We start from the raw sequence: 21,599 nt of genomic DNA on the forward strand, positions 1-21,599 counted from the left end.
GAGGCTCGCCTCGCTGCCACCCGTGCCGGGCGCGCTCGACCAGATCGTCCAGCGCTTCGGCACCGATCTTGTGGCCGAGGTAACGGGCCGCTCGCGCAGGATTGTCAGGAAGGGCGAGGGTCATGCCGCGCGGCTCGTCGTGGAAAGCCGTGCCGGTTCCGCCAACCTGTCTGAGACTGCCGCCTTCATGGATGATCAGAAGCGCATCCTGATCTTCTCGGATGCCGGCGGCACGGGGCGGAGTTACCACGCCGATCTTGGCGCGAAGAACCAGCGCCTGCGGGTCCACTACCTTTTGGAACCCGGCTGGAAGGCCGATGCGGCGATCCAGGGCCTCGGGCGCACCAACCGTACTAATCAGGCGCAACCACCCTTGTTCAGGCCGGTGGCCACCGATGTGAAGGCAGAGAAGCGGTTCCTGTCGACCATCGCGCGCCGCCTCGACACGCTCGGCGCCATCACGCGGGGTCAGCGTCAGACCGGGGGCCAGGGGCTGTTCCGGCCCGAGGACAACCTCGAGTCGCCCTATGCCCGAGACGCCCTGCGTCAACTCTACCGCCGCATCTATCGCGGCGATGTGGCGGGCTGCTCGCTTGGGGCCTTTGAGGATGCCACTGGCCTCAGCCTGACCGATGACAACGGTCTGAAGGACGACCTTCCTCCGATCACGACCTTCCTCAATCGTCTGCTGGCGCTGACGATCGACATGCAGGCCGTCCTCTTCTCCGACTTCGAGGAACTTCTCGATCAGCGCATCGAAGGCGCCATCGCCGCCGGGGTCTATGACCTCGGGCTCGAGACGCTGCGCGCCGAGAGCTTCCGCGTCACGGATGCGCGCGTCATCTACACCCATCCCGGTTCCGGCGCTGAAACCCAGCTCCTCACCATCGCGGAAAAGCGGCGGAACACGCCGACGTCCCTCGCAGATGCGCTCGACTGGCTCGATGACCCGAAGGCGCGGCTTTTGGTCAACAGCTGCTCGGGCCGGGCGGCAGTGCAGGTGCCGGCAACCAGCCTGATGCTGGACGACGGCATCATCGAGCCCCGCCTGCGGCTGATCCGCCCGACCGAGACCAGCACGGTCCCGGCCAGAATGATGGACGATACCCACTGGCTCGAAGCCGACCGCGCGGCCTTCACCGCCGCCTGGACCGCTGAACTGGCCGAGGTGCCGGAGTTCTCGGAGGCCACGCTGCACATCGTCGCTGGCCTCCTGCTGCCGATCTGGAAGCAACTCCCCCAAGACGAAACCCGCGTCTACCGGCTGCAGACCGACGATGGCCAGCGCATCATCGGTCGCCGTGTCTCGCCCGCCTGGGTCGCGAACACGCTGGCAGACGATGCGCCGCAGCTGACAGCCGCGCAGGTTCATGCCCTCGTTCTGGAGGGCAAGACGGTCGTGCGGCTCGCCGAGGGGATGGAACTCTACCGATCCCGCGTCATGGGCGTGAACCGAATCGAGCTCTCTGGCTTCACCGAAGCCCAGAAGGACCGGCTCAAGGCCGATGGCTTCTTCTCAGAGATCATCAGCTGGAAGCTGCGTCTGTTCTGCCCGACGGACTCGGGCGGCATCGCCGTGCTGGATCGTCTGCTTGCACGTTGTCCTGTGACGGGACTACATGCACGCGGGGGTTGTTGAGCCATGTATTCCGAGACCGACGAATTGATCCGAGCCCTCGCGGAAAACGCCGAAGGCGTGTGTCGCGCTTACCTTCCCGCCGGGCGGCGGGAAGGGTCCTACTGGATCGTGGGCGATCTGCAGAACAACCCTGGCCGGTCGCTTTTCGTGCGGCTGACTGGGCCAGCTTCGGGGCCTGGTGCGGCTGGCAAGTTCAGCGATAGTGCCACGGGCGAGCATGGCGATCTTCTCGACATCATCCGCGAGAGGACCGGGATCTCCCGCTTTCCCGACCTTCTGGCCGAGGCCCGGACGCATCTGGGCCGCCCGCAGCCGGTCCTCCCGGATGCGCCAATGCCGAAGAAGGCCAAACCCCCCGGTGGCACGCCAGCCGCGGCGGCGCGATTGTTCGCAGCCTCGGTGCCGGTCGCAGGCACGCTTGCCGACACCTACCTCCGCTCCCGGGGCCTCACCCAAGGTGGCAGGATGAGCGCGCTGCGCTTCCACCCGAAGTGCTGGCATCGGGAGGAGGGCCAGACCCGGAGCGTCCCTAGACCAGCGCTGATCGCGGCAGTCACCGATGGGGCAGGGGCCTTGCAGGGCGTGCATCGCACCTGGCTCGCGCCTGACGGTCATGCGCAAGCAGGATGCGCCGCTTTTCCTCGAACGTTAGACGCCACAGCCCTGCCCCGGCTTCATAGATCGTGCGGCCCACATGGTTTGCACGATCGTTCGCCAGATACCAGGACAGATAGTGGTCCGTCAGGAACTCGAAAACGGACAAGAGGAAAATGCCCGAGCCGCAGCAAATGTCGGCAACGGTGAAGGCCGCCAGATCAGCCGGAGACTGTCCTGCCAGTTTCGGCCCGAGCGTGCGCTGCACAATCGCATCGACAATATAGCGCGGCGTCGGCACGACGCCGCCGCTGTCCCGCACCTCGGGCTTGCTGACGATCTCGACGTTGCCATGCGCGTCGATCGTGATGATCTCGCCCAGAAACTGCTCGTAGATTTCCCCCAGGACTTCGGTTTCCACGACCGCGAAGGTGTAGGGGCTCTGCGGGTAGTAAAGCTCGTTGATAATCCCGCTCAATACATCGTCGCTGATGCGAATCCCGAGTCGGGCATCATCGAGCAGCCGGAACAGACCGGAATCATAGAAGGCATCCGCGCGCCGCAGCTCCTTCATAAGAGCATCGAAGCTGTTGCCGGCGGTCAGGCCCCGCAGGGTTTCATACCGCTCGATGTCGCGATCTTCACAGATACGCAAGAACACGATCCGCGAAAGGAATAGTTGCACCGCATAGGTCAGCTCGTCCGGCGACAGGCCGGGGACTTGCTGGTGAATATCTCGTGCGAGACGCTCGCGCCACGACCGCACCTGGCGCAAGAAAAAGTCGTCAAACTGATCGGCACCGTGCCGGGTCACATCGACGGCGAAGCGGCGATCAAAATCGCCAGAGTACACCGCCTCACGCGACAGAAGCGGCCACAGCTCGTCGAAGCGCGCTTCAAACTCTTCGTATCCGACAAGCAGAATACGCGCGACATGCGCTTCATCGGTGTTGTTTGGAGAGGGCCGGCAGTCATAGACCGCCAGCTGATGAAAGTTGGTCAGGATCGAGATCGGCAGGCTTGCCGAATAACCGTAGCGCCGCGTCTGGAAGGCGGCATCCCTACTCCGATCAATGCGCACATTCGGCTTCTTGGCTTCGACGAAGAGCTTGCGCTGGCGTGCAAGGCGCAGCTCATAGTCCGGCTTCTTGGAAAGCCGCTCTTCGCCGACTTCAACCGTTGCCTCTTCGATAACTTCCCGAAGCCCGAGCGGTTGACCGGCGACGTTGTGTACGTCCCATCCAAATGCCGCGAGCAGCGGCGTGATAAAATCCGTGCGCGCCTGCGTCTCATTATAGGCCGCACGCAGATAATCTGCTTCGTTGCGCCGGAAGTTCTGGACAAGATCAGCCACCCGAGCACGGGCAGCGTCCTTCGGGTCAACGGCTGTCATGCTGTATGTTTCCGGGCACCACGCCGACGGGAGTTCCGCCGATTCCGCATCTGCGTCCAGACGCTCTTCAAAAGATCACACTCTGCCGATGTCAGCCCCATGTGCTCGCGGAGGATGATCTTTGCATTCTCCTCCAGAACATCATCGAGCCGGCCGGCACGGACGAGCTGATCCACTTCGGTTAGCGGCATCGCGCCGTTGAGCTGGGCGGGCATAAGCAACCGTTCGGCTTCTGTCGGTTCAAGCTCCAGAACGCCGCCGCCATAGCTTCGCCCTTCGATTTCAGCCGAAGCAGCCGTGAGCCAGGTATAGGTATTGGCGATCACCCGTTCAGGCTTCGCGCCATGGCTGCGCAACCGGTGGATCGTATCAGTGGACGTAGCCCCGGAAGAGTTCAGCACCATGCGGGGAAAGTCGTAAATCTGCCGGAACGCGAAACCGTCCGGCACCCAGACAGACGGCACCAGATACCAAGGCTCTCGGATCGAGCACTTGTACCCCATGTGAAATTCTTTCCGTTCGCCTTCCTCGATGTATCGGCGCAGTTTTGCGCTGAGCTTGCTGGCTTGCGCCTTCGAGATGTTGAGCAGGTGGACGCGATCACCGCCAGCGGACAGGGATCTCCAGTCGGCCTTCTCGATCTTGCTCCCCTTCAGCTGGGCGGAGCGCGATACGAGCGGCGTTGTGTAGCCCTCAAGGCCAAGATCTTCGACCTGATTGGCCGAGAGGACAAAAAATTCATTCTTCCCGGTGACAACCCCCACGTCGATGCTCGCGTGCGTGGACATGGGCGTGGTGATCGCCGCATCGCGCAGAACGCGCATGAAGGTAATCTGCCGATTGTCGAGGAAGTATTTTAGCCACTTCTCGCTATCATGACGGATGGTCTTGGGCTCCGCCCGATCGAGAATCAAGGCTGGTTTGACATCGGTAATATCGGCAACCGTTGCGGCGGCTGTCAGGGAAACGCGGCAGGTATTGTCCTCGGACGCCGTTGCCAAAGCGCCGTCAGCAAGAAGCAGGACGACTTCCTGCTCCGCCTTCTCAAAGAACAGCTCATTGCAGGCAATTACGTCGATCCGCTCGAAGTGATCGGTCAGATAGGAGCGCAACTGCGCCGCATAAGTGACTTGCAGGATTTCTGCAGGAAGCACGAGCGCGAGGCGGCCGCCAGCCTTGAGACTTGCCGTCGCGGCGACCACGAACGGCACCCAGATGTTGGTCAGGCGATTTGGCGTCAGCCCCTGATCGCCCATGATCTGCATGGCGATGGTGCGATGCGGCTCAGGGAACGATTGGTAGCGGATGAACGGCGGGTTGCCGATGATCGCGTCAAAGGCGGGCTGAAGAGAGTCCGCCCACCACGCAAAAAAGTCCGAGTTTTGAACCACCTTTTCGGCAGACTTGCCGATCACGCCCTGAAGGCGCGTTGTTGCGGCTTCTGCCTCTGCTGGAATGATTTCGACACCTGTCAAATTCTGCCCAATTTTTTCGGGCGTTCCACCAAGTTCACGGAGCCGATGCGCGGCAGCTTCCAAAAAGGCACCGTCGCCGCAACTCGGCTCTAGTACGACATCCTCAGCGGATTGGATCGCCCAACCGCACAGCCATTCTGCGACCTTTGATGACGTGTAATAACCACCGCGCAACTTATCTTCGTCCAAATCGGCGAAGCGACCACGCGGGGCAACATTCGAAGACTTGCCCTTGGGCGTGGTGGTGCGTGATTTGGTCCGCGCGACTTTCATTCTTTCCCCACATGCAGTAGCGGCATGTCATCCTTCAGGAGGCGGTCGATCGCTTCGCGCACGACCCATGCCACTGATACCCGGTTTTTTCGGGCTATTTCGTTAAGTTCGCGATGCTGCTCCGCCGTGAGGCTGACAGACAGGCGATGGACAGATTTGTCATCGTTGTAGGGGGCGTCGGCAGGCATGGCGACTACACTGTTGCATCATCTTGCATCACTATGCACCACGTTGGTGAAGCTGGCAATGTTCGATCGAGGAGGGGTCGAACCAGAGCAGCCAGCCTAGGAAGCCCAGCGGTCTCGAGATCGTCTTAGTAGCCTCTCCGTTGCCGTTCGGTCGTTGACACCAGTGCGAGCAAGTTTGGCTGCCGATATTCCGGGCGAGGGACTTTTCGGCTCTGGCGCACCCGAGGTGACAATAGCCGTCGTCGAAGGGATGGTTGCTCGCGAACCAAAGATGTCTAAGCCCGGCTCGCGCGATTGCAGGCAAGGGCACTAGCTCGTCTGCCGCCGTGCGGTTGAACTATTCGACGAGTATGTCCATCTCGCCTCGAGCCTGCGCCGATGGTAGGTAAGGTATAGGCCTGATTGTCGGTTTGCGTGAAGCATCGGCATTGCGCGAACAGGGGGGATAAGGATGCATTTGAAGAAGCTGGCCGTCCGCAACTTTCGTAGGTTGCAGGATGTCGTAATCGATCTTGCCTCCGATATCTCGATCTTCGTCGGTGCCAACAACAGTGGGAAGACCTCAGTCGGGCACGCGCTTCAGCTGTTCACCGGGCATGGCCGGTTTGACATCAATGATTTCGGCATGGGGTCGTGGCCGGATATCATCGCGTTTGGCGCCGGTGCGGAAGGTGCGGTGCTGCCGACCATGGAAATCGATATCTGGCTGGAGATCGGCGCTGAGGACCTCCACCGCGCGATTGATCTACTGCCGAGCCTAGCATGGGACAGCACACTCGTTGGTATGCGCGTCGCCTATGCTCCAATCGACCCCGAGACCACGCGCGACAGATATATCCAAGCCCGCGAACTTGCCCTCGCCGCAGTTGAAAAGGACGAGCAAGGTTTGCCGGTGTTCGACCCGGCACCGCACCACCTTCGAGACTTCCTTCGCGATAACCTGAATACCGAATATGAACTACGATACTTCGTGCTCGATCCGGCGAGGTTCGACGCAAATATGTTAGCCGAAGCCGACTACGTCCCGTCATCACTTGCCGGACGCGATCGGAGTGGACGTGAGATTTTGAACGGTATTCTCCGGATCGACTTTCTTAACGCTCAGCGCCATTTGTCGGATGGTCCTGGCGGCGCCCGGGCGGAGGACCTTTCGCGCGTCCTCAGCCGGTTCTATGGTCGCAATCTCGAGCAGAAGGCGCACGACCTCGAGGCCCTCAGAGCGCTCGCGGCGTCCGAGGTTTCTCTCAACGAGCATCTGGAACGCGTATTTGAGCCGACTCTTAGGAGCCTCGCCAAGCTCGGCTATCCTGGCCTATCAAACCCCCGGATGATGATACGATCGGCGCTCGATCCGGCACAAATTATGAGCAGCGGTACGGGCGCGTTGGTCCACTATGCCCTTGGCCCCGATGATGGCACGCCCAATCCGCCGACGTTGCCCGACCGCTACAATGGTCTGGGATTCAAGAACCTCATCTTCATGGTGGTTGAGCTTCTCGATCTGCACGCCCAGTGGTTGGCAATCGACGACAACCGCCCTCCGGTGCATCTCATCTTCATCGAGGAACCCGAGGCACATCTCCACGCCCAGTTGCAGCAGGCCTTCATCCGCAAGGTCCTGGACATCCTTACGCTCAAGGGTGCTGATCGCGTGGCCTATACCAGCCAGATCGTGGTCACCACGCATTCGACTCATATCCTCTATGAGCGCGGCTTTCGACCGGTCCGCTATTTCAGGCGTAGCCGGACAGAAGCAACCTCGACTTCAGACGTTCTTAATCTCTCCGCCTTCTACGACAGCACCGATCCCAAAGTCCGCACGTTTCTCGAGCGCTACCTCAAGCTCGCGCATTGTGATCTCTTTTTCGCCGATGCCACCGTGCTCGTCGAAGGCAACGTTGAGAGATTGCTGTTGCCGCAGATGATCGAAACCGCTGCGCCGCGCCTCCAGTCGACCTATCTGACGATCCTCGAGATCGGGGGCGCGTTCGGCTATCGTTTCAAGGTGCTTATTGAGTTCCTTGGTCTTACCACACTGGTCATAACCGATCTTGACAGTGTTTTTGGCCCGCCAACTCAGCCAGGAACAGGTGTTGAGGTGACTGCAGCCGCCGGAGACGACCCCGCGCAGGAGGCCGATTCGGATGAAGACGAAGACGAAGACGAAGGAGCGGCTGGTCAGTTGGCGGCTGAAAAGCCGGGAAAGGCATGCATCGCCAGCCATCCGGGAGCCGTGACCTCCAATCAGACACTTCTGCACTGGCTCCCCAAATGTGAGACAGTCGCAGCGCTGTGGGATGCGACGGCCGACGATAAGACGCAGGCGCGTGCGAACGAAAACGACGCTCTCGTGCGCGTTGCATATCAATGCCGTACCGATGTGACCTGGGGTGGCAATACGCTCTCGTTGGCAGGCCGCACGTTCGAGGAAGCGTTCGCGCTCGAGAATCTCGGCTGGTGCCAGCATAAGGACCGAAAGCCACTCCAGCTCCGTATCGCAAAGAATGCGGAGAAAAATCTCAGTGAGCTGGCTGGCCGCATTCACAAGCGCGTTCAGGCTAAGAGTTTTAGCAAGACCGACTTCGCCTTGGCGCTGCTCGCCGAAGATCCCGCGACCTGGATTGTTCCGCAATACATCGCTGACGGCCTTCGCTGGCTCGAAGCCGAAATTGCGCCGCCTGAACCCGAGCCTGAGCCTGACGACGAGGCAAACGCGGAAGAAGTGGCGGAGACCGATGGCGCCGCCATTGCTGCGCCTGGGCCAGATGGTGAGGCTGCGGCATGACCAGCCGCATCGGCAGCCCCGACACGCCAGCAGACATCGAGGTTCGCGCCTGTCTCGATCGTAAGGTCCCGAGATCGTTCGTGATGGTTGCGGGTGCTGGCTCGGGCAAGACAACATCGCTGATCAAGGCGCTGGAGCACCTCGCCCGGACCCGAGGTAAGGCGCTACGGCGCGCGGGGCAGCAAATTGCCTGCATCACCTATACCGATGTCGCGGTTGGCGAGATCTCCGGTGATGTAGGCGTCTCACCGCTGTTTCACATCTCCACGATCCACAGCTTCCTCTGGTCGGTGATCCGGCCATTCCAGAGCGACATCGCGGCCTGGGTAGGCGTTCGCATCGAGGAGAAGATCGCCGAGCGCCGCGAACATTACAACCGACCTCGCACTCAGATGCGAACGAAGGCACGGCTGGAGATTGAAATTGCCGAACTTGAAGCCCAGCTCGCCGCGATCAGTTCGGTCGAGAAATTCACATATGGTACCGGTAGCAGTTATGCTGAAGGCATTCTCGGCCATGACGATGTGCTGAAGTTGACGCCCTATTGCATCGGCGCCCATCCGTTGCTGCGCCGGGTTGTCGCCAGCCGCTTTCCGTTCATTTTCGTTGACGAAAGCCAGGACACCAATCCCGAAGTCATCGAAGCGCTGCGCACGATCGCGGTCGAGCAGCCGCGCCTGTGCGTTGGGTTCTTCGGCGACCCGATGCAGAAGATCTATATGAGCGGCACTGGCGCCGTTCCACTCAGCGCTGACTGGGCCGAAATTAGCAAACCTGAGAATTTTCGTTGCCCTGCTTCTGTCCTCGGTGTGGTCAACGCTATCCGCGCAACAGGCGATGGCCTGGTTCAGACCCGTGGGCGCCGGATCAAGGTCGGTGATGTCGAACAGCCTGTGGCGGGCACAGCAAATCTTTTCGTTCTGCCGGCCGACGATCAGCGCAGTGCCCGCCTCTCTGCGGTCCGTGCCTGGCTCGCCGGAGAGACCGACGACGCGCTTTGGCTGAGCGACGTACGCGAAAGCGATGTTCGCCTACTAGTGCTGGTGCATCGCATGGCGGCAACTCGGCTCGGATTTCCAAACCTCTATTCTGCGCTAAGTGACCGCGCACCAACGAACCTAAGCGAAGGACTCGCCGACGGCTCGGCCTGGCCGATACGACCGGTCGCGCAGCATATTCTGCCTTTGGTCATGGCCGCTCGTGAAGGTGACCGCTTCACGGTCATGTCAATCTTGCGCAACGAAAGCCCGAAGCTCGAACCGGAGCGTCTACGCGGACTACCGGCGGCTCCGATCCTGACCGGTCTTCAACAGGCAATCGACGCGTTGGTCGCGATGCTCGCGGATGGTTCACAGGCCACCGTGCTACAGCTGATGCGGCATGTTCGTGACACCCAGGTGCTGCGCCTCGACGACCGGTTTGCGCCACATCTTGTGGACGAGCCGGTTGATGACGGTAGTAGCGGCTTTTCCAGCGTCCAGGCTTTTCTGTCCTGCCCAATCGGGGAGCTCTGGGCCTATCGGCGCTATTTTACCGAAGAATCACCGTTCGCCACCCACCACGGCGTTAAGGGGGCGCAGTTTGAACGTGTTCTGGTCGTGATCGACGACGAGGAGGCCGCGTTTCACCAATACTCCTACGGCAAGTACTTCGGCTATGTGCCGCTGTCGGACAATGACCAGGCAAAAATCAACGCGGGAGAGGAAACGGTGCTCGATCGTACGAGGCGTCTCTTCTACGTTTGCTGTTCGCGCGCGGTTAAGGATCTCGCAGTCGTGATTTTCGTGCCCGACGTTGCCGCAGCTAGCGCTGCGATCGCCGCAAAAAACCTATTCCCGCAAGCCTCAATACGTGGCCCCGAAGTCTTGGCTTGACTGCAACAAGCATTTGCCATCCTCAGAAAAATGCAAATCCTACTGGGTGTCCCAGTTTGGGTCGTTAGTCGAAGGACTGCGGTTCGAATTTCCTGATCGCCGAAAAAGACGGTGCTTTGTGGCTGCGAACCCGGCATTTGTCTACGCGATAGCGAGCAACCGCTTTTCAACTGTCACAGAGAGCGGATTACATAATCAAAATTATGCGACTCGATTGAGGGCCGCGGTCCTGACGCGCTTCTTCGCCGATCACGGGGCCGCGCGTTGCCCTTTCGTTTCGCTTCTGGTCCAGTCGTGGGGCACGAAGTTGAGCTGAGGCGGCACCAAGATGAAGACCCCACATGGCGACCTCGACCGTTGGCCGGACCCGGCCGGCGCAAACGCTCGCCGCAGCGTCTTCGCGCAGGACCTTGTCGTCGAAGGCGATGCCACCTCCGGCGGACCGATCGAGGTGCAAGGCAAGGTCATTGGCTCACTGCGTGCGCCAGAGATCATTGTGGCTGGTTCAGGTCGTGTTGAAGGTTCCGTCGTCGCCCACGACCTCGTCGTGCTTGGGGCGGTTTCGGGCATTATCTCTGCGCGAAACGTTCAGCTCGCGCCGAGTGCTGTCGTGCAGGCCGACGTCACCCATGAGCGGATCGCCATCGTGGCCGGAGCCGAGCTGGAAGGCAAGCTTCAGCGCAAGGCCTGACAGATCGCACACAGCAAGGTCTGGCGGCAGCATTTGGCCGGCTGGCAGATATCCCCGCCGCATCTTCTGTCGGAGGGTTTGGGATGCCGCTCTCTCCGCTTCTTCAACGGAAGCACAGGTCTCTATGCTCGTCCGGCCGTGAGTCCCGATCCGGCCCCAGGTTCGCAAGACCGAGACATCCCCGAACAGCGTCGCCGCAACATCGATGCAGTAGAACCGCGCCATGTTGGCGTCAGGGTCGATGCGGTGCAGATGTGCCAGAGGCATGGCGGTCCTCCCCCGCTCAGACTCTGCCTTGCCGCTCTCCAAGTCCAATTGCATTTCTGAATCGATCCGGGCCGTCCGATTCAGAAAGCTGATGGGTCATGGCGACGGATCGCCAGGTTCTTCCTCGACAACCTCGACCCAGAGGACGCCACGCAGGGTTTCCTCCGGGACCAGCCATACGGTCCTGAACCGACCGCCGACGGTACGGTGCCGTTCTGCGACGAGTTTCCTGCCTCCAGGGTCGATCCGCCACAGACGACGATCAATTGTCGGGCTTTTGGATCTGGGTCTAGTGACGTCCTCCATGCCTGCCTCCGATCGGTCGCTGATGATTTGCAGTCATGGACAGAGGCGCCTTCAGGACATATCTAACGCCATCAGAAGTGGTGCTTTGCTGTCGCCACGCGAACCACGAAAGGCGTTCCTGTCGATGCATGTTCTGTCCCCCATACTGGTAGTGTCCGCGCTTGCGGCGATGTCTGTTCCCGTCCACGCGCTTGACGCCTGGACGGTCGGTGTCGAGCGTGGCCTGCCGACCTACGCCCTCACCACCGAGGCAGGTGAGGTGCGCCTTGTCTGCGATCCGGATCGCGTCTTCGGGCCGACGCCCAACGGCGCGCTGGTGGTGCGCTTCGACAAGGACGCCGCGCCGGACATGGTCGTCGTGCTCGCGAAGTCTGGTGAACAAGCCCGTCTGCCGCTCAAGAACGGCGTCGCTGCCCAAGCGTCGGCTGAAGCCATGGACTGGTCGAAGATGGTGGCGACCTTCCGCGCTGGCGGGGAATTCGCCCTGGTCACGAGCGCTGACAGCCTGACCTTCGAGACAGCGCCGCTGCCCGAGCTTGCCTGCGAGTGATCGCAGGCAGTTCATCGAATTCTGTTGCATGGTCCGGGTCTATCTGACGCGTCGCGCCTCGATGAGCCCCGACGCGATGGCGGCGAGGAAGGCACCAACGATCGTCGCCCGGGGCTCGATCTGCCAGGGGTCACCAAGGGCTGCATGCATGGCGCGGATCGCTGAGATTTGGGCGTAGACGGTCATCGGCTCGCCAACTGCCATTTCCGTTGCTGCCATGGCGAAGATGCGCCTCGCCTCGTCTATATGCGGCATGATCTCTTCTTCTGCCGAGAGCCTGCGCAACTCCGCGCGGGCTTCCTTGGCAAAAGCGCGCAGCATGTAGGCCAGAGTCACCTCGCCCGCACCCGGGATCTGCTCCAGATGCTTTTCGGTCGCGAGCGGAAGGCGAAAGAGGACCACCAGCTTCTCTTTACGGGGCTTCGACACTACACCAGCGGGAGCGGCGGGCGGCAATGAAATAGGCGACGGCGGTCCCCCCTCCCCTTCCCTCTTCCCGGCCAACCCCGCTTCCCTCTTGGGCATCGATGGCTGATCTGGGAGTTGGGCCTCGATGCTATCTGTTGGGAGTCCCGCTTCCGGCGCTCGCCGTTCGGCAAGAATGCGCGATTGTACCTCGCGCGACGATCGCAGCCGCGCTGCGGAGTTCTGCAGGCCCGGCTCTTCCGCCGCCGGGGAGGGTGCGACACGTGCAGGAAGGCGGAAGCGGCTCATGCAGGGATCACCTCGTCGATCCCTGTGAGAACGAGTCCCGCGACCTCAAGCTGGCGGGTTATGGCGTCCGCCAGCAGCCGACCGCCGGGCGCCTTGGCGTTAGCGCGGGCTGCTGGTCCGAGGGGGCCGTGGTAGCCCAATTGTTCGAGGATGCGCGAATGCGGCACGATCACGTCGAGATGGTCGAGACGCTGGATCTCCTGCAGCACGTCCTGATCGCGTTTCGGCAGTTGCGCCATTCCCCCTTCCCGGGTCGCGGCATCGATGATCTTCGGCCCGGCATCCATGACCAGGACGCGCACCGCCGGGAACCTTTCTCCTTCGGCAATCGAGGCGCGGAGGTCGTCCATCCAGAGGACGGCGCGATGGGTCATTTCCCATTCGGCGTAGACGGGCCGGGCTGGGATCAGCACCAGATCGGAGATCAGGCAGAAGTCCTCAGTGTCGGTATGGGTGCCCGGTCGCGTGTCGATCACGACGAGATCGACGCCGCGCGCTTCCTCGGCCTCGAGGAGCGACAGAAGCCCTTCAACACTTTCCGGTGGCGAGAGGATCGCCAGGCTCTCCGGCCAGTCGGGCTTTTGCGCACTCTCCCACGCGGCCAGTTCGAAACTGTCGCGCCAGCGGCCGAGTTGGGCATTCACGTCGCCATCGATCAGGGTGACGCGACGCCCGAGGTTCAGTGCTGCAGATGCGAGAAGCATGGCGGTCGTGGTCTTGCCCGAGCCACCCTTGGTCTGCACGATGGTAATGACTTGCATGAAATGACGCCTCCACAAACGGTACTCGATACCCCTTCCACCGACGCCCGGCGCTCTTTCATGACGCTACGGAAGGCGATGCGCCGCGCGCAAGCCGAGGCCAAGCGAAGCCATTGTAAAGGCGTCACTAATCCGACCGGCGTACGGTGCGCCGTTTAGGCATAAGGTTGCAGGAACGTCAAATGGGATGTGCCGGAAGTTGTAACACACCGCCGAAGCCTTCATGTTTCCTAAGGATTCCCGCAGCCGTGATGCTGCGGCGCGGCGCACGAGCCGCCCTGAGGCGTGACCGCAATCGAAGCCGTCTGCCTTTTGGCCCGTATGGCGGTTTGCATGTCTGAATGCCTGCATAGGTGACAGGCCGCACACCGGCCGTGGAACCTGTCCGCACGGCTGATCCGTAGGCAAGGTGACATCAGACCTCCGTCTGGGGACGATCCCGAACTTGACCCGCCAACCGCCTGCATGCCGGACAGTCTGCCTGATTGCCTGTCGGCCTGTCTGCCAGTTCGCCCAGTGACGGGTTGGCCATACGCCGAGCCAGCCTGTGGCTTCACGCCCAAAGCAATCCATAGTCTGCCATGGGCAGGCCTTGAACCATCGGGCGACCCATTCCCCGACCCCCCCCTTCCCTTCCCGGGCACCCTTTCCTTCGGATCGTCAGGCCCTTCCCAGCAATCCCTCGTGGAGGGACCGCACAATTCTGCAAAGCCCAACGTTCCAATGCGCTCGACCACTTTGGTCTCGCGTCAAACGGAGGCCTGACGACTGGGGCGCAGGGATGCAGTCGGCGGGCAAGCCGCCGACCCCTGACGCCATATTGAGTCCTCACCGGCTGTCCGGTTTCCGCACGCGGGCTCCTCTTCAGAGGAGCGGAAACCGGCCGGTGAGGACGGTTGGCAGGAACGGTGGTGTGTGGTACATGATGCGCAATGACTGCAAAACACATGTAATGATGCAATGCCACGCTCACGCCTGACCTCTGCCGAGACTACCGCCATCACGGCGCGGCTCCTCACTGGCGAGAGCGTCGCGGCCGTGGCGAGGTCTATGGGCCGTTCCCGCCAGGCGCTGTCACGGATCAAGGGCAGCCTTGATCGGAAAAAGGTGCTGCGGCTTTCGGTGAAGCTCAACATCCGCATCACGGAAGACGAGCATGCAGCCTTTCAGGCAGTTGCCGAGGCAAGCGGTCTGACGGTATCCGAGGCAGTCAGGCATCTGGTCAGACAGGCAAGCGATCGTCTGGCCATCCAGGCAGACGAGCTGGATGCCATCGCTGCAGCGAGGCGGGAGTTGTCGGCCGTCGGTAACAACCTCAACCAGATCGCCCGTCTGGGGGCGGTTGGCCGTCTGACCTGGAACGCCCGCGATGCCGCCCTGGTGCGCAAGGTTGGAGCGCGGGTCGATGACCTTGTCGAAGAGGTTGTCCATCTTCTCTCGGCGCTGAGGGCCAAGCAGGGACTTGGTGATCAAATCTCTCCTTTCGTTGTGGCGACTGATCCTTCTGCCGAGGCATCGAAATGACCCGGTCTCCTTCCGTCGAGGATCTGGTTCTCGGTCATGTTCTCGACGACCGGCGTCGCGGACGAGGCGGCGGCGAAGGTGCCGCGTCCCGTCTCGGCACGCGCAAGGAGCGTCAGACCCGGGCGCTTCTGCGCAACGCGGGTGGACCACGCGGCTGGCAGTCGGTCGTCAAACGCATCGCAGGCGGTAGTGCCCGTACCCCGCAGGAGCTGAAGCGCCTTCTCGACTATGTGGCCCGGGAAGAGGGGGTACAGAGCACCTGGTGCAATCTGGCGGGCTATGAGCGCGACTTCGATCCCGCGCGAACGGAGCGGACGGCGGATATCTGGTCTTCGACCTGGACAGGTGCGCCGCGCCGGGGACATGCCGATCACATCGTTCTGAGTTTCCCGCGCGGGGTGGATGCCGAGTGCGCCGAGGTCATCGCCCGGGAGTGGGGGCAGGAAGTGTTCGGGTCCGGTGACTATGGGGATGTCTGGCGCTATGTCGCGGCGCTTCACAAGGACACCGACCACCTGCATGCGCATTTCGTGGTCGACAAGCATGGCATCGAGGAAGGTCGCTTCTTGTCGATCTGTCGTCATGCCGCGCTGAACTTCGATATGATGCGCGAGCTTCACGCCGAGATCAGCCAGTCGCATGGGCTGAACATCCTCGCCTCGTCGCGCCTGTCCCGCGGCATCATCGAGAACCCGCCGCGCCAGTCCGAGCTGCGTGCATCGCGAGAGGGTGGGAAGTCCACGCCCCCTGCCCCGCCGCCGCTGTCCGATGGGGAGCGGAGCCGACGGCTTGCAGCGATCCAGGGCTTTGCCCGCGAATATGAAGCCCTGGGCGAGCTTGCCGGTCTTGCAGCCGAAACCGGCGCCGAGGCGGGCACCTCTTCCTACCTTTCCCGGCTGGCCCGAGCGCTTGGCGCTTCTGCCGCCGCTCTCAGACAAGGAGTTCCCCTGATGCCCGATCACTCGCTTCATGCCGAAGGCGATCCTGCCGCACGCATTGAGGCTGCGCGCAGCGAGATGATCGCTTCCGCCACCGAGGCCTGGGAGGCAATCCGTGCCATGGAACCCTCGGCCGAACGTGTCGATCTAGAACGAAGCTTTGCCGAACAGGCGCGCGCATCCCTGAAACTCGCACCAGAAAGCGTCCTCCTGGCAGAGCATGCGCAGGTTGCTGATCGGAACACCGATCCCTATCACAATCCGACCCTCGCCTCGCTGGCGCGGCTGGAGCAGGGCCAGACCGAGGGGGTTACCCTCGATGAAGGTCTACGCGCGACCCTTGCACATGTTCGCGACGAGATCGGCGAACGGCTGACGGCGCTGTTCTCGATCCGGGAAGATGAGCTTCGCATAGCCGGCACGTCCGTCGAGGAAATGGTCGCCCGCTTCAGTTTGGCCGATCGCAGCGAAGGTCAGCGGGCAAGCTGGATCACTGAACAGCCGAACACGATGCAAAAGGTGTTCTGGATGGAAACGGAGCGCGCCCTAGGTGAGGAAGTTCGCGCAGAAGTCGCCTCCTTCAACCTCGCGCCGGAACTGACCGAGGCCATCGCGCGCGACCAGTTGCTGAGCGCCGATCGCCACATGAAGCTGTCCGAGGTGCCCGCGCTGGAAGCCATCGTCGACCGCCTCCATGATACCCTGAAACCCGAGGATCTCGACCGCGTGCGGTCCGGCGATCTCGCCCCGCTCAACGAGCAGGTCGGAGATCCAGCACTCCGGGCCGCCGTTGCACATGAGCTGAAGAATGAGGGTGACCTCGGCCAGTCGGGCGAAGTCGGGCCTTGGGCCGACCTGGCACGGGCGCAGCATCGTGCCGCCGAACTTGGGCAGCGCGACCGTACCCCCGAACGCGACACCGGCCACGAACTCTGAGGGACAAACCCATGCTTTCGAACCTCGACACCGCCTGGCGGTATCCGCTGGCGCTGCTCCTCGGCCTGCTGACCGGTCTCTACATTGGCGGCATGCTGGCGACGATCTACGTGATCACCGCCTTCCGGGAGAGCCTCGATACGCTTAGCCCAATGGGCCCCTGGTTCCTTCGCTACGCCTGGGCCGACCTCGCCGCGCGGCCTTCGGTCCTGCAGGGCGCGCTGATCATCACAGGTGCCGTGACCGTCGCCTTGACGCTTGTCGGACTTGCCGGAGTGCATCGCGGGCGGCTCAACCAATATGACGACGCGCATTTCCAGTCGCGCCGCGAGTTGAAGCGCAACCACATGGTCGGAACCCTCGATCAGAACGGCTTCATCTTCGGCAAGCTCGGCCTCCCGAAATCCGACGCGCCCTTCGTAATGGCGCCGCCCGATCGCTTCCCGCACGCGATGATGATCGCGCCGACCGGCCGCGGGAAAGGCGTCGGCTTCGTCATCCCGAACCTGCTTCACTTCTCAGGCTCGGCGATCATCCTCGACGTGAAGGGCGAGAACTTCGCCAAGACCTCGATCCACCGCAAGCACGGGCTGAAGAACGGCATCTGGTACTTCTCGCCCTTCGATGAGGACCGAGGATCGCACCGGTTCAATCCGCTTGCCCGGATCGCCGCCCTGCCCTCCGCCGAGCGTCAGTACACTGCGCTGAACTCGATGGCCGACCTCTTCCTCATCCCGGAAGGCGAAAGCGCGCAGAGCTTCTTCAATGCCGGCAAGCGGCTCTTCATCGCATCGAGCCTCTATGCAATCGAACAGCGCCGCCCAACCCTGGGCTTTGCTGGCGAGATCATGGCCGGGGGTGGCGACAAGAAGAAGAGCTACACGGCCATTGCCGAGACCACGAACATCCCGATCGTCTCCCGTACCTTCCTCGAGATGGCTGACGTCCCGGAAAAGACCCTCGGGGCCTATGTGTCCGTCATCCAGGGATCCGGGCTCGAGCTTTGGAATGACCCCGCAGTGGACCGGGTGACCTCAGCCAGCGACTTCGACTTCTCGACCTTCCGCCGCGATCCCCAAAGCCTCTATATCGTTGTTCAGCCAGAGCACCTGAAAACCCTGGCCCCCCTCGTTCGCCTCCTCTTCGCCGATGCAATCGCCTCCCTCCAGCGCCGCGAGCCAGGTCCGGACGAACCCCATACGGTCATGTTCCTGATGGACGAGTTCGACCAGTTGGGCCGTCAGCCCCTGGTGCTCTCTTCCATCAAGACCATTCGCAGCTTTGGCGGCCGGTTCTTCATCATCTCCCAGACCATTCCCGGCCTCGATGACATCTATGGCGAAACCGGGCGGCGCTCACTGCAAGGCGGCGCTGGTGTGCAGATCTACATGACACCTCAGGATGACCGGACCGCCGAGGTGCTTTCTAATGCTTTGGGGAGGTCCACCATTACCGCCGTGACCGAAAGCCAGTCGCGGGTCCGAGCCTTGGAGGACAGCGCTAATGTCAGCAGGCGTTCCGAGGAGCGGCCGCTGATCTCGGCGAACGAGGTGCTGCGGTTCCCGTTGGATGAGGTGCTGGTCCTGCCTGAGGGGCAATATCCAATTCGGGCTTGGCACATTCGGTACTTCGAGGATCGGCATTTTGGGCCGATTGATCGAGCGCGGAAGGGGAAGGCGTTATCTACCACACGAGGAAGCGGAGCTGCTGGCAGGCAAGTTGCTGTTGGGAAGCTGTCGGGGTTGGTGGGGTCCGCTGATCCTGCGGGCACCGAGGTCTTTGGAGAAGCGGCACGGGTGTTTCGGGAAATCGCGGAGAGTGCCAAGCGGACACGGAAAGTACCGGCTAGGGTCTAACCGGCGCTTGGTCGCTCAACCTCACCGCATACTCCTACGGGCAGATACGGCCCTTTGCGGACACTGGATCAGTGCCCTCGAGTGTCCGCTTTGGCGCGCACGGCAATGACGGTTCGGTCTTCCTCGAATTCTGGACGTTCCCACTGTCCGAAGAAGATGACTATGCGAAGTACCGAGGAGTGCGCTTCCTCCAGGTCCTCGCACAGATCACGGAAGACCGGATCGCGCAGACAAAGTCGACGGATCTCCTGAGCCCGACTTGGAAACAGAGCGCCGCGACCGCGCCAGTTGACTGGATCAGCAGGTCGGCAAGGATGGACTTACCGCTCTTGGTATGCGCCACGATTGAGAAATTGCGGATGTGCGAAAGCTCCGTCGTACGGCCGCATAGCGGCACTCGCGGAGGCGGGAAAGGGGCCGCAGGGTGCGGCCCCAGGCCGAAGATCAGGCAAGGGTCAGAAGCGGAAAGAAACGCCGGCAAGAAGGTCGATCGTGTCGTAATCGGCCGAAAGCGTGACCCCGCCCGGGCCGTCCAGTGTGGCGGTCTCGGCGCCGAAGTAGCGCGCCTCGCCGAAGAGAGACAGGCTGTCCGAGATTGCGTAATCCGCTCCAAGGATCAGCTGCCATGCGAAAAGCCCGCGGTCGCTGTACTCGCCGGTGCCAGGACCGCTGGTTACGTCGAAATCGACCTCGGTCACATAGCCAAGGCCAAGACCGGCGTAGGGCGTGAAGGTGCCCCGCGAGAGGAGGTAGTAGCCGTTCACCATGAAGGTGGTCGACGCATAGTCGCCGCCGATAGCTCCCGTAGCCTCGTCGGTGCGATAGGCAAATTCAAGCTCGGCCCGGAAGGGGCGGTCGCCGTAGTCATACCCGAAAGCGCCGCCGTAGATCGACCCGCCGTCGTAGCTGATCGATTGAGAGCTGCCGCCAAGATCGGCGCTGCTGCCTTGAAGGGACGAGAACCCGCCGAAGAGCTTGGCGTAGTAGGCGGTGTCCTGTGCGGCGGCGGGACCGGCGGCGAGGACGAGAAGGACGGCGAAAGGACTGCGACGCATTCTGGAGGGCTCCGTTGTTGATGCTGACGGAGAGTTGGGACACCGAGCAGCGCAGAACAGCGCGGATGCACGGATGAACCGGCCTTATGCACGAAGTGACGTGGATTGAACCTTGGCGAGATCGAAAGCGGCCTGAATGGCGGCACGGTACTGCCGACTGACCGGCAAAGTGGCTCCGGTTGAAAGGAGGGTTAGCGCCCCTTGGCCACGCCGGTCGATCCGCTGGACATGGGCAAGTGCCACCCAATGCGAGCGGTGAATCTGAAGGCCGATACCGGTCCCCGCAAGCTCGGCCACGGCCTTGCCGAAGGGATAGAGGACCAGCGCCTCGCCCGCCGCGGTGCGCACGCGGAGGTAGTGAAGCTCGGCGCTGAGAGCGACGAGGTCACGGCCAATGTTGCGGGGAACGCGCAGCCAGAGGCCGGTCTCAGCTGCTGCAGTCGCTGGGTCGGCTCTAGTCACCGGTTCAATGCGGACAAGGCGCGTGGCATTGAGGGCCAGCCAGAGGAAAGTGACGACTGGGGCGAAGCCGAGGAATTCGTCCAAGAGCGCTGCGGGCCAGGACATGCCAAGGTCGTCGGTGGGCTGGGAAAGTCCGAAGGCCGCGTCAAGGGCAATGGCGATCGGCGCAAAAAGTGTGGCACCGGCGAGGCCGGAAAGGGCGGTCTGCGCCCAAGGATTCAGGATGGCCACGCGCGGCACATGCGAGAGCGCAACCTGTGCGCCTTGCAGGAGGGCGAGCGGGATCAGGACATGCAGAGTCCAGAAAATAACAAGCCTGAGGCCGGTAAGCCCTTCGGACACTTCCGGTCGTAAGAGGATAAATGTCACTACCAGCACAAAACCGGCGGCGATGAGAAAGCCGGGCCACGTGCGGCGTGGGTCGAAGTCGTGCGGTCCGGGCATTACGGCAGGTGTTGCTGCTATCGATATTGAACTAAGTAAATAGTCTTTCCCTCTGACCGGGAAAGGGCCAGCGGCCAATCGTAACGCACCCACTTCGCGCTTACGGCCAGATTAACGGTTAGGCGCACCATAGCAGCCAGGCGGTCAGGCCAGTCAGCGGCAGGGCAAAGGCCAGATCGACCACGAAGATCGGTTAGCGTCTGCGGAGTTGGTATAATTTCATCACTGTCGGCGGTGTGATCGCACATGCGCAGTATCGCCATAAATTCCACAGGATCGGCGCAGCCAGTCCGCACCGCAAGGACGCTGCAGGCCTGGTCGCCATACCGCAAGGCCGGCGTGCTACGTCGCGTGAGCCAGACTGAACGGCAGCATGCATGTGTCGCGGCAAGTGCTTTGCTGCATGGTCAACGACCGCTCTCCGCCCTCTGCGACCCTCAGAGGCAAAGTATCTCCGCCACCCCGCGCCGCCCGTTCTGCCGCAAAAGCTGAACCACAAGGTCCACACTTCCCTCACAGTACCGCTTCACCTCCTCGAACCCCATGCCCAGCCCTGCGGCCATGACCATGATCGCCAACCGATCAATGGCCTTTCGGGCCGTGTCCGCATGAATGGTTGTAAACGATCCGCCATGGCCGGTGTTGATCGCTTCGAGGAAGGTCCTGCTCTCCTCTCCCCGCAACTCCCCGAGGATGATCCGATCCGGCCGCATTCGCAGAGAGGCCTCCAACAATCGCGCCGGGGTGCGCTCCCCCTGGCCGCTTCGATCCGCCTTTTGTGTTTCGGCGTGCAATTTTGACCCCCTAAGGCGGGGTATCGGCGTCCAATTTTGACCCCCCTGACGTTCTGTCAGACCGTTCGTTGCGAGGCAGC

16 protein-coding genes and 1 pseudogene are annotated in these 21,599 nt (G+C 62.0%); 8 read left to right on the plus strand and 9 right to left on the minus strand.

Annotated elements, in window-relative coordinates; genetic code table 11:
- The coding region (locus C0V75_RS21400) for a strawberry notch C-terminal domain-containing protein (protein ID WP_173861116.1) at nucleotides 1-1,639 on the plus strand (1,639 nt) is incomplete at its 5' end.
- Nucleotides 1,640-2,192: 553 nt separating this feature from the next.
- Here the strand turns inward: C0V75_RS21400 and C0V75_RS21410 are convergent.
- Genes C0V75_RS21410 through C0V75_RS21420 form a run of 3 tightly spaced genes read right to left on the minus strand, consistent with a single transcriptional unit; the run spans nucleotide 2,193 to nucleotide 5,562 of the window.
- The gene (locus C0V75_RS21410; RefSeq protein WP_216821497.1) at nucleotides 2,193-3,626 is read right to left on the minus strand and encodes a hypothetical protein; all 1,434 of its coding nucleotides are present in this window, start codon (nucleotides 3,624-3,626) and stop codon (nucleotides 2,193-2,195) included.
- Nucleotides 3,623-5,374, minus strand: a complete 1,752-nt coding sequence (locus tag C0V75_RS21415; protein WP_101923019.1) for a class I SAM-dependent methyltransferase — start codon at nucleotides 5,372-5,374, stop codon at nucleotides 3,623-3,625. Before C0V75_RS21415 ends, C0V75_RS21410 begins: the two co-directional genes overlap by 4 nt.
- Nucleotides 5,371-5,562 (minus strand): CopG family transcriptional regulator, encoded by a 192-nt coding sequence (locus C0V75_RS21420; RefSeq protein ID WP_101923020.1) that lies wholly within the window; start codon nucleotides 5,560-5,562, stop codon nucleotides 5,371-5,373. Before C0V75_RS21420 ends, C0V75_RS21415 begins: the two co-directional genes overlap by 4 nt.
- A gap of 451 nt (nucleotides 5,563-6,013) precedes the next feature.
- On the opposite strand from C0V75_RS21420, the gene C0V75_RS21425 reads away from it, so the two are divergent.
- The 3 genes from C0V75_RS21425 (at nucleotide 6,014) to C0V75_RS21435 (ending at nucleotide 10,912) form a co-directional block, all read left to right on the plus strand.
- The gene (locus tag C0V75_RS21425; protein ID WP_101923021.1) at nucleotides 6,014-8,347 is read left to right on the plus strand and encodes an ATP-dependent endonuclease; all 2,334 of its coding nucleotides are present in this window, start codon (nucleotides 6,014-6,016) and stop codon (nucleotides 8,345-8,347) included.
- Nucleotides 8,344-10,221, plus strand: a complete 1,878-nt coding sequence (locus C0V75_RS21430) for a UvrD-helicase domain-containing protein (RefSeq protein WP_101923022.1) — start codon at nucleotides 8,344-8,346, stop codon at nucleotides 10,219-10,221. Before C0V75_RS21425 ends, C0V75_RS21430 begins: the two co-directional genes overlap by 4 nt.
- 328 nt (nucleotides 10,222-10,549) lie before the next feature.
- Nucleotides 10,550-10,912, plus strand: a complete 363-nt coding sequence (locus C0V75_RS21435; protein ID WP_101923023.1) for a polymer-forming cytoskeletal protein — start codon at nucleotides 10,550-10,552, stop codon at nucleotides 10,910-10,912.
- A gap of 51 nt (nucleotides 10,913-10,963) precedes the next feature.
- Here the strand turns inward: C0V75_RS21435 and C0V75_RS24015 are convergent.
- Nucleotides 10,964-11,233, minus strand: a pseudogene (locus tag C0V75_RS24015) (WGR domain-containing protein); the annotation flags it as partial.
- A gap of 376 nt (nucleotides 11,234-11,609) precedes the next feature.
- Between C0V75_RS24015 and C0V75_RS21445 the strand changes: the two are divergent.
- Entirely contained in the window at nucleotides 11,610-12,035 is a 426-nt protein-coding gene (locus tag C0V75_RS21445; RefSeq protein ID WP_101923024.1) for a hypothetical protein, read from the plus strand.
- 39 nt (nucleotides 12,036-12,074) lie between these two features.
- On the opposite strand, the gene C0V75_RS21450 is transcribed toward C0V75_RS21445, so the two are convergent.
- Together C0V75_RS21450 and C0V75_RS21455 are read right to left on the minus strand one after the other, a co-directional pair.
- Nucleotides 12,075-12,437, minus strand: a complete 363-nt coding sequence (locus tag C0V75_RS21450) for a hypothetical protein (RefSeq protein WP_101923025.1) — start codon at nucleotides 12,435-12,437, stop codon at nucleotides 12,075-12,077.
- 308 nt (nucleotides 12,438-12,745) lie between these two features.
- Complete coding sequence (locus tag C0V75_RS21455; RefSeq protein ID WP_101923026.1) at nucleotides 12,746-13,510, minus strand: ParA family protein; 765 nt, start codon at nucleotides 13,508-13,510, stop codon at nucleotides 12,746-12,748.
- A gap of 960 nt (nucleotides 13,511-14,470) precedes the next feature.
- Here C0V75_RS21455 and C0V75_RS21460 point away from each other — a divergent pair.
- The 3 genes from C0V75_RS21460 to C0V75_RS21470 are packed head-to-tail and all read left to right on the plus strand — an operon-like array spanning nucleotide 14,471 to nucleotide 18,764.
- Nucleotides 14,471-15,034 (plus strand): plasmid mobilization relaxosome protein MobC, encoded by a 564-nt coding sequence (locus tag C0V75_RS21460; protein WP_143710488.1) that lies wholly within the window; start codon nucleotides 14,471-14,473, stop codon nucleotides 15,032-15,034.
- Entirely contained in the window at nucleotides 15,031-16,908 is a 1,878-nt protein-coding gene (locus C0V75_RS21465; RefSeq protein WP_101923028.1) for a relaxase/mobilization nuclease domain-containing protein, read from the plus strand. The genes C0V75_RS21460 and C0V75_RS21465 overlap by 4 nt, the downstream gene beginning before the upstream one ends.
- An 11-nt stretch (nucleotides 16,909-16,919) precedes the next feature.
- A complete protein-coding gene (locus C0V75_RS21470) occupies nucleotides 16,920-18,764 on the plus strand; it encodes a type IV secretory system conjugative DNA transfer family protein (RefSeq protein ID WP_101923029.1) in 1,845 nt (614 codons plus the stop codon).
- Between the two features lie 455 nt (nucleotides 18,765-19,219).
- Here the strand turns inward: C0V75_RS21470 and C0V75_RS21480 are convergent, their stop codons facing one another.
- The 3 genes from C0V75_RS21480 to C0V75_RS21490 all read right to left on the minus strand — a co-directional run.
- Complete coding sequence (locus C0V75_RS21480) at nucleotides 19,220-19,819, minus strand: outer membrane protein (RefSeq protein ID WP_101923031.1); 600 nt, start codon at nucleotides 19,817-19,819, stop codon at nucleotides 19,220-19,222.
- Between the two features lie 84 nt (nucleotides 19,820-19,903).
- Nucleotides 19,904-20,725 (minus strand): LytTR family DNA-binding domain-containing protein, encoded by an 822-nt coding sequence (locus C0V75_RS21485; protein WP_101923032.1) that lies wholly within the window; start codon nucleotides 20,723-20,725, stop codon nucleotides 19,904-19,906.
- Between the two features lie 437 nt (nucleotides 20,726-21,162).
- On the minus strand, nucleotides 21,163-21,599 hold a 437-nt coding region (locus tag C0V75_RS21490), incomplete at its 5' end, for an ATPase, T2SS/T4P/T4SS family (RefSeq protein ID WP_173861117.1).

Source organism: Tabrizicola sp. TH137 (assembly GCF_002855575.1).
In the GTDB taxonomy this organism is placed as follows: domain Bacteria; phylum Pseudomonadota; class Alphaproteobacteria; order Rhodobacterales; family Rhodobacteraceae; genus Paragemmobacter.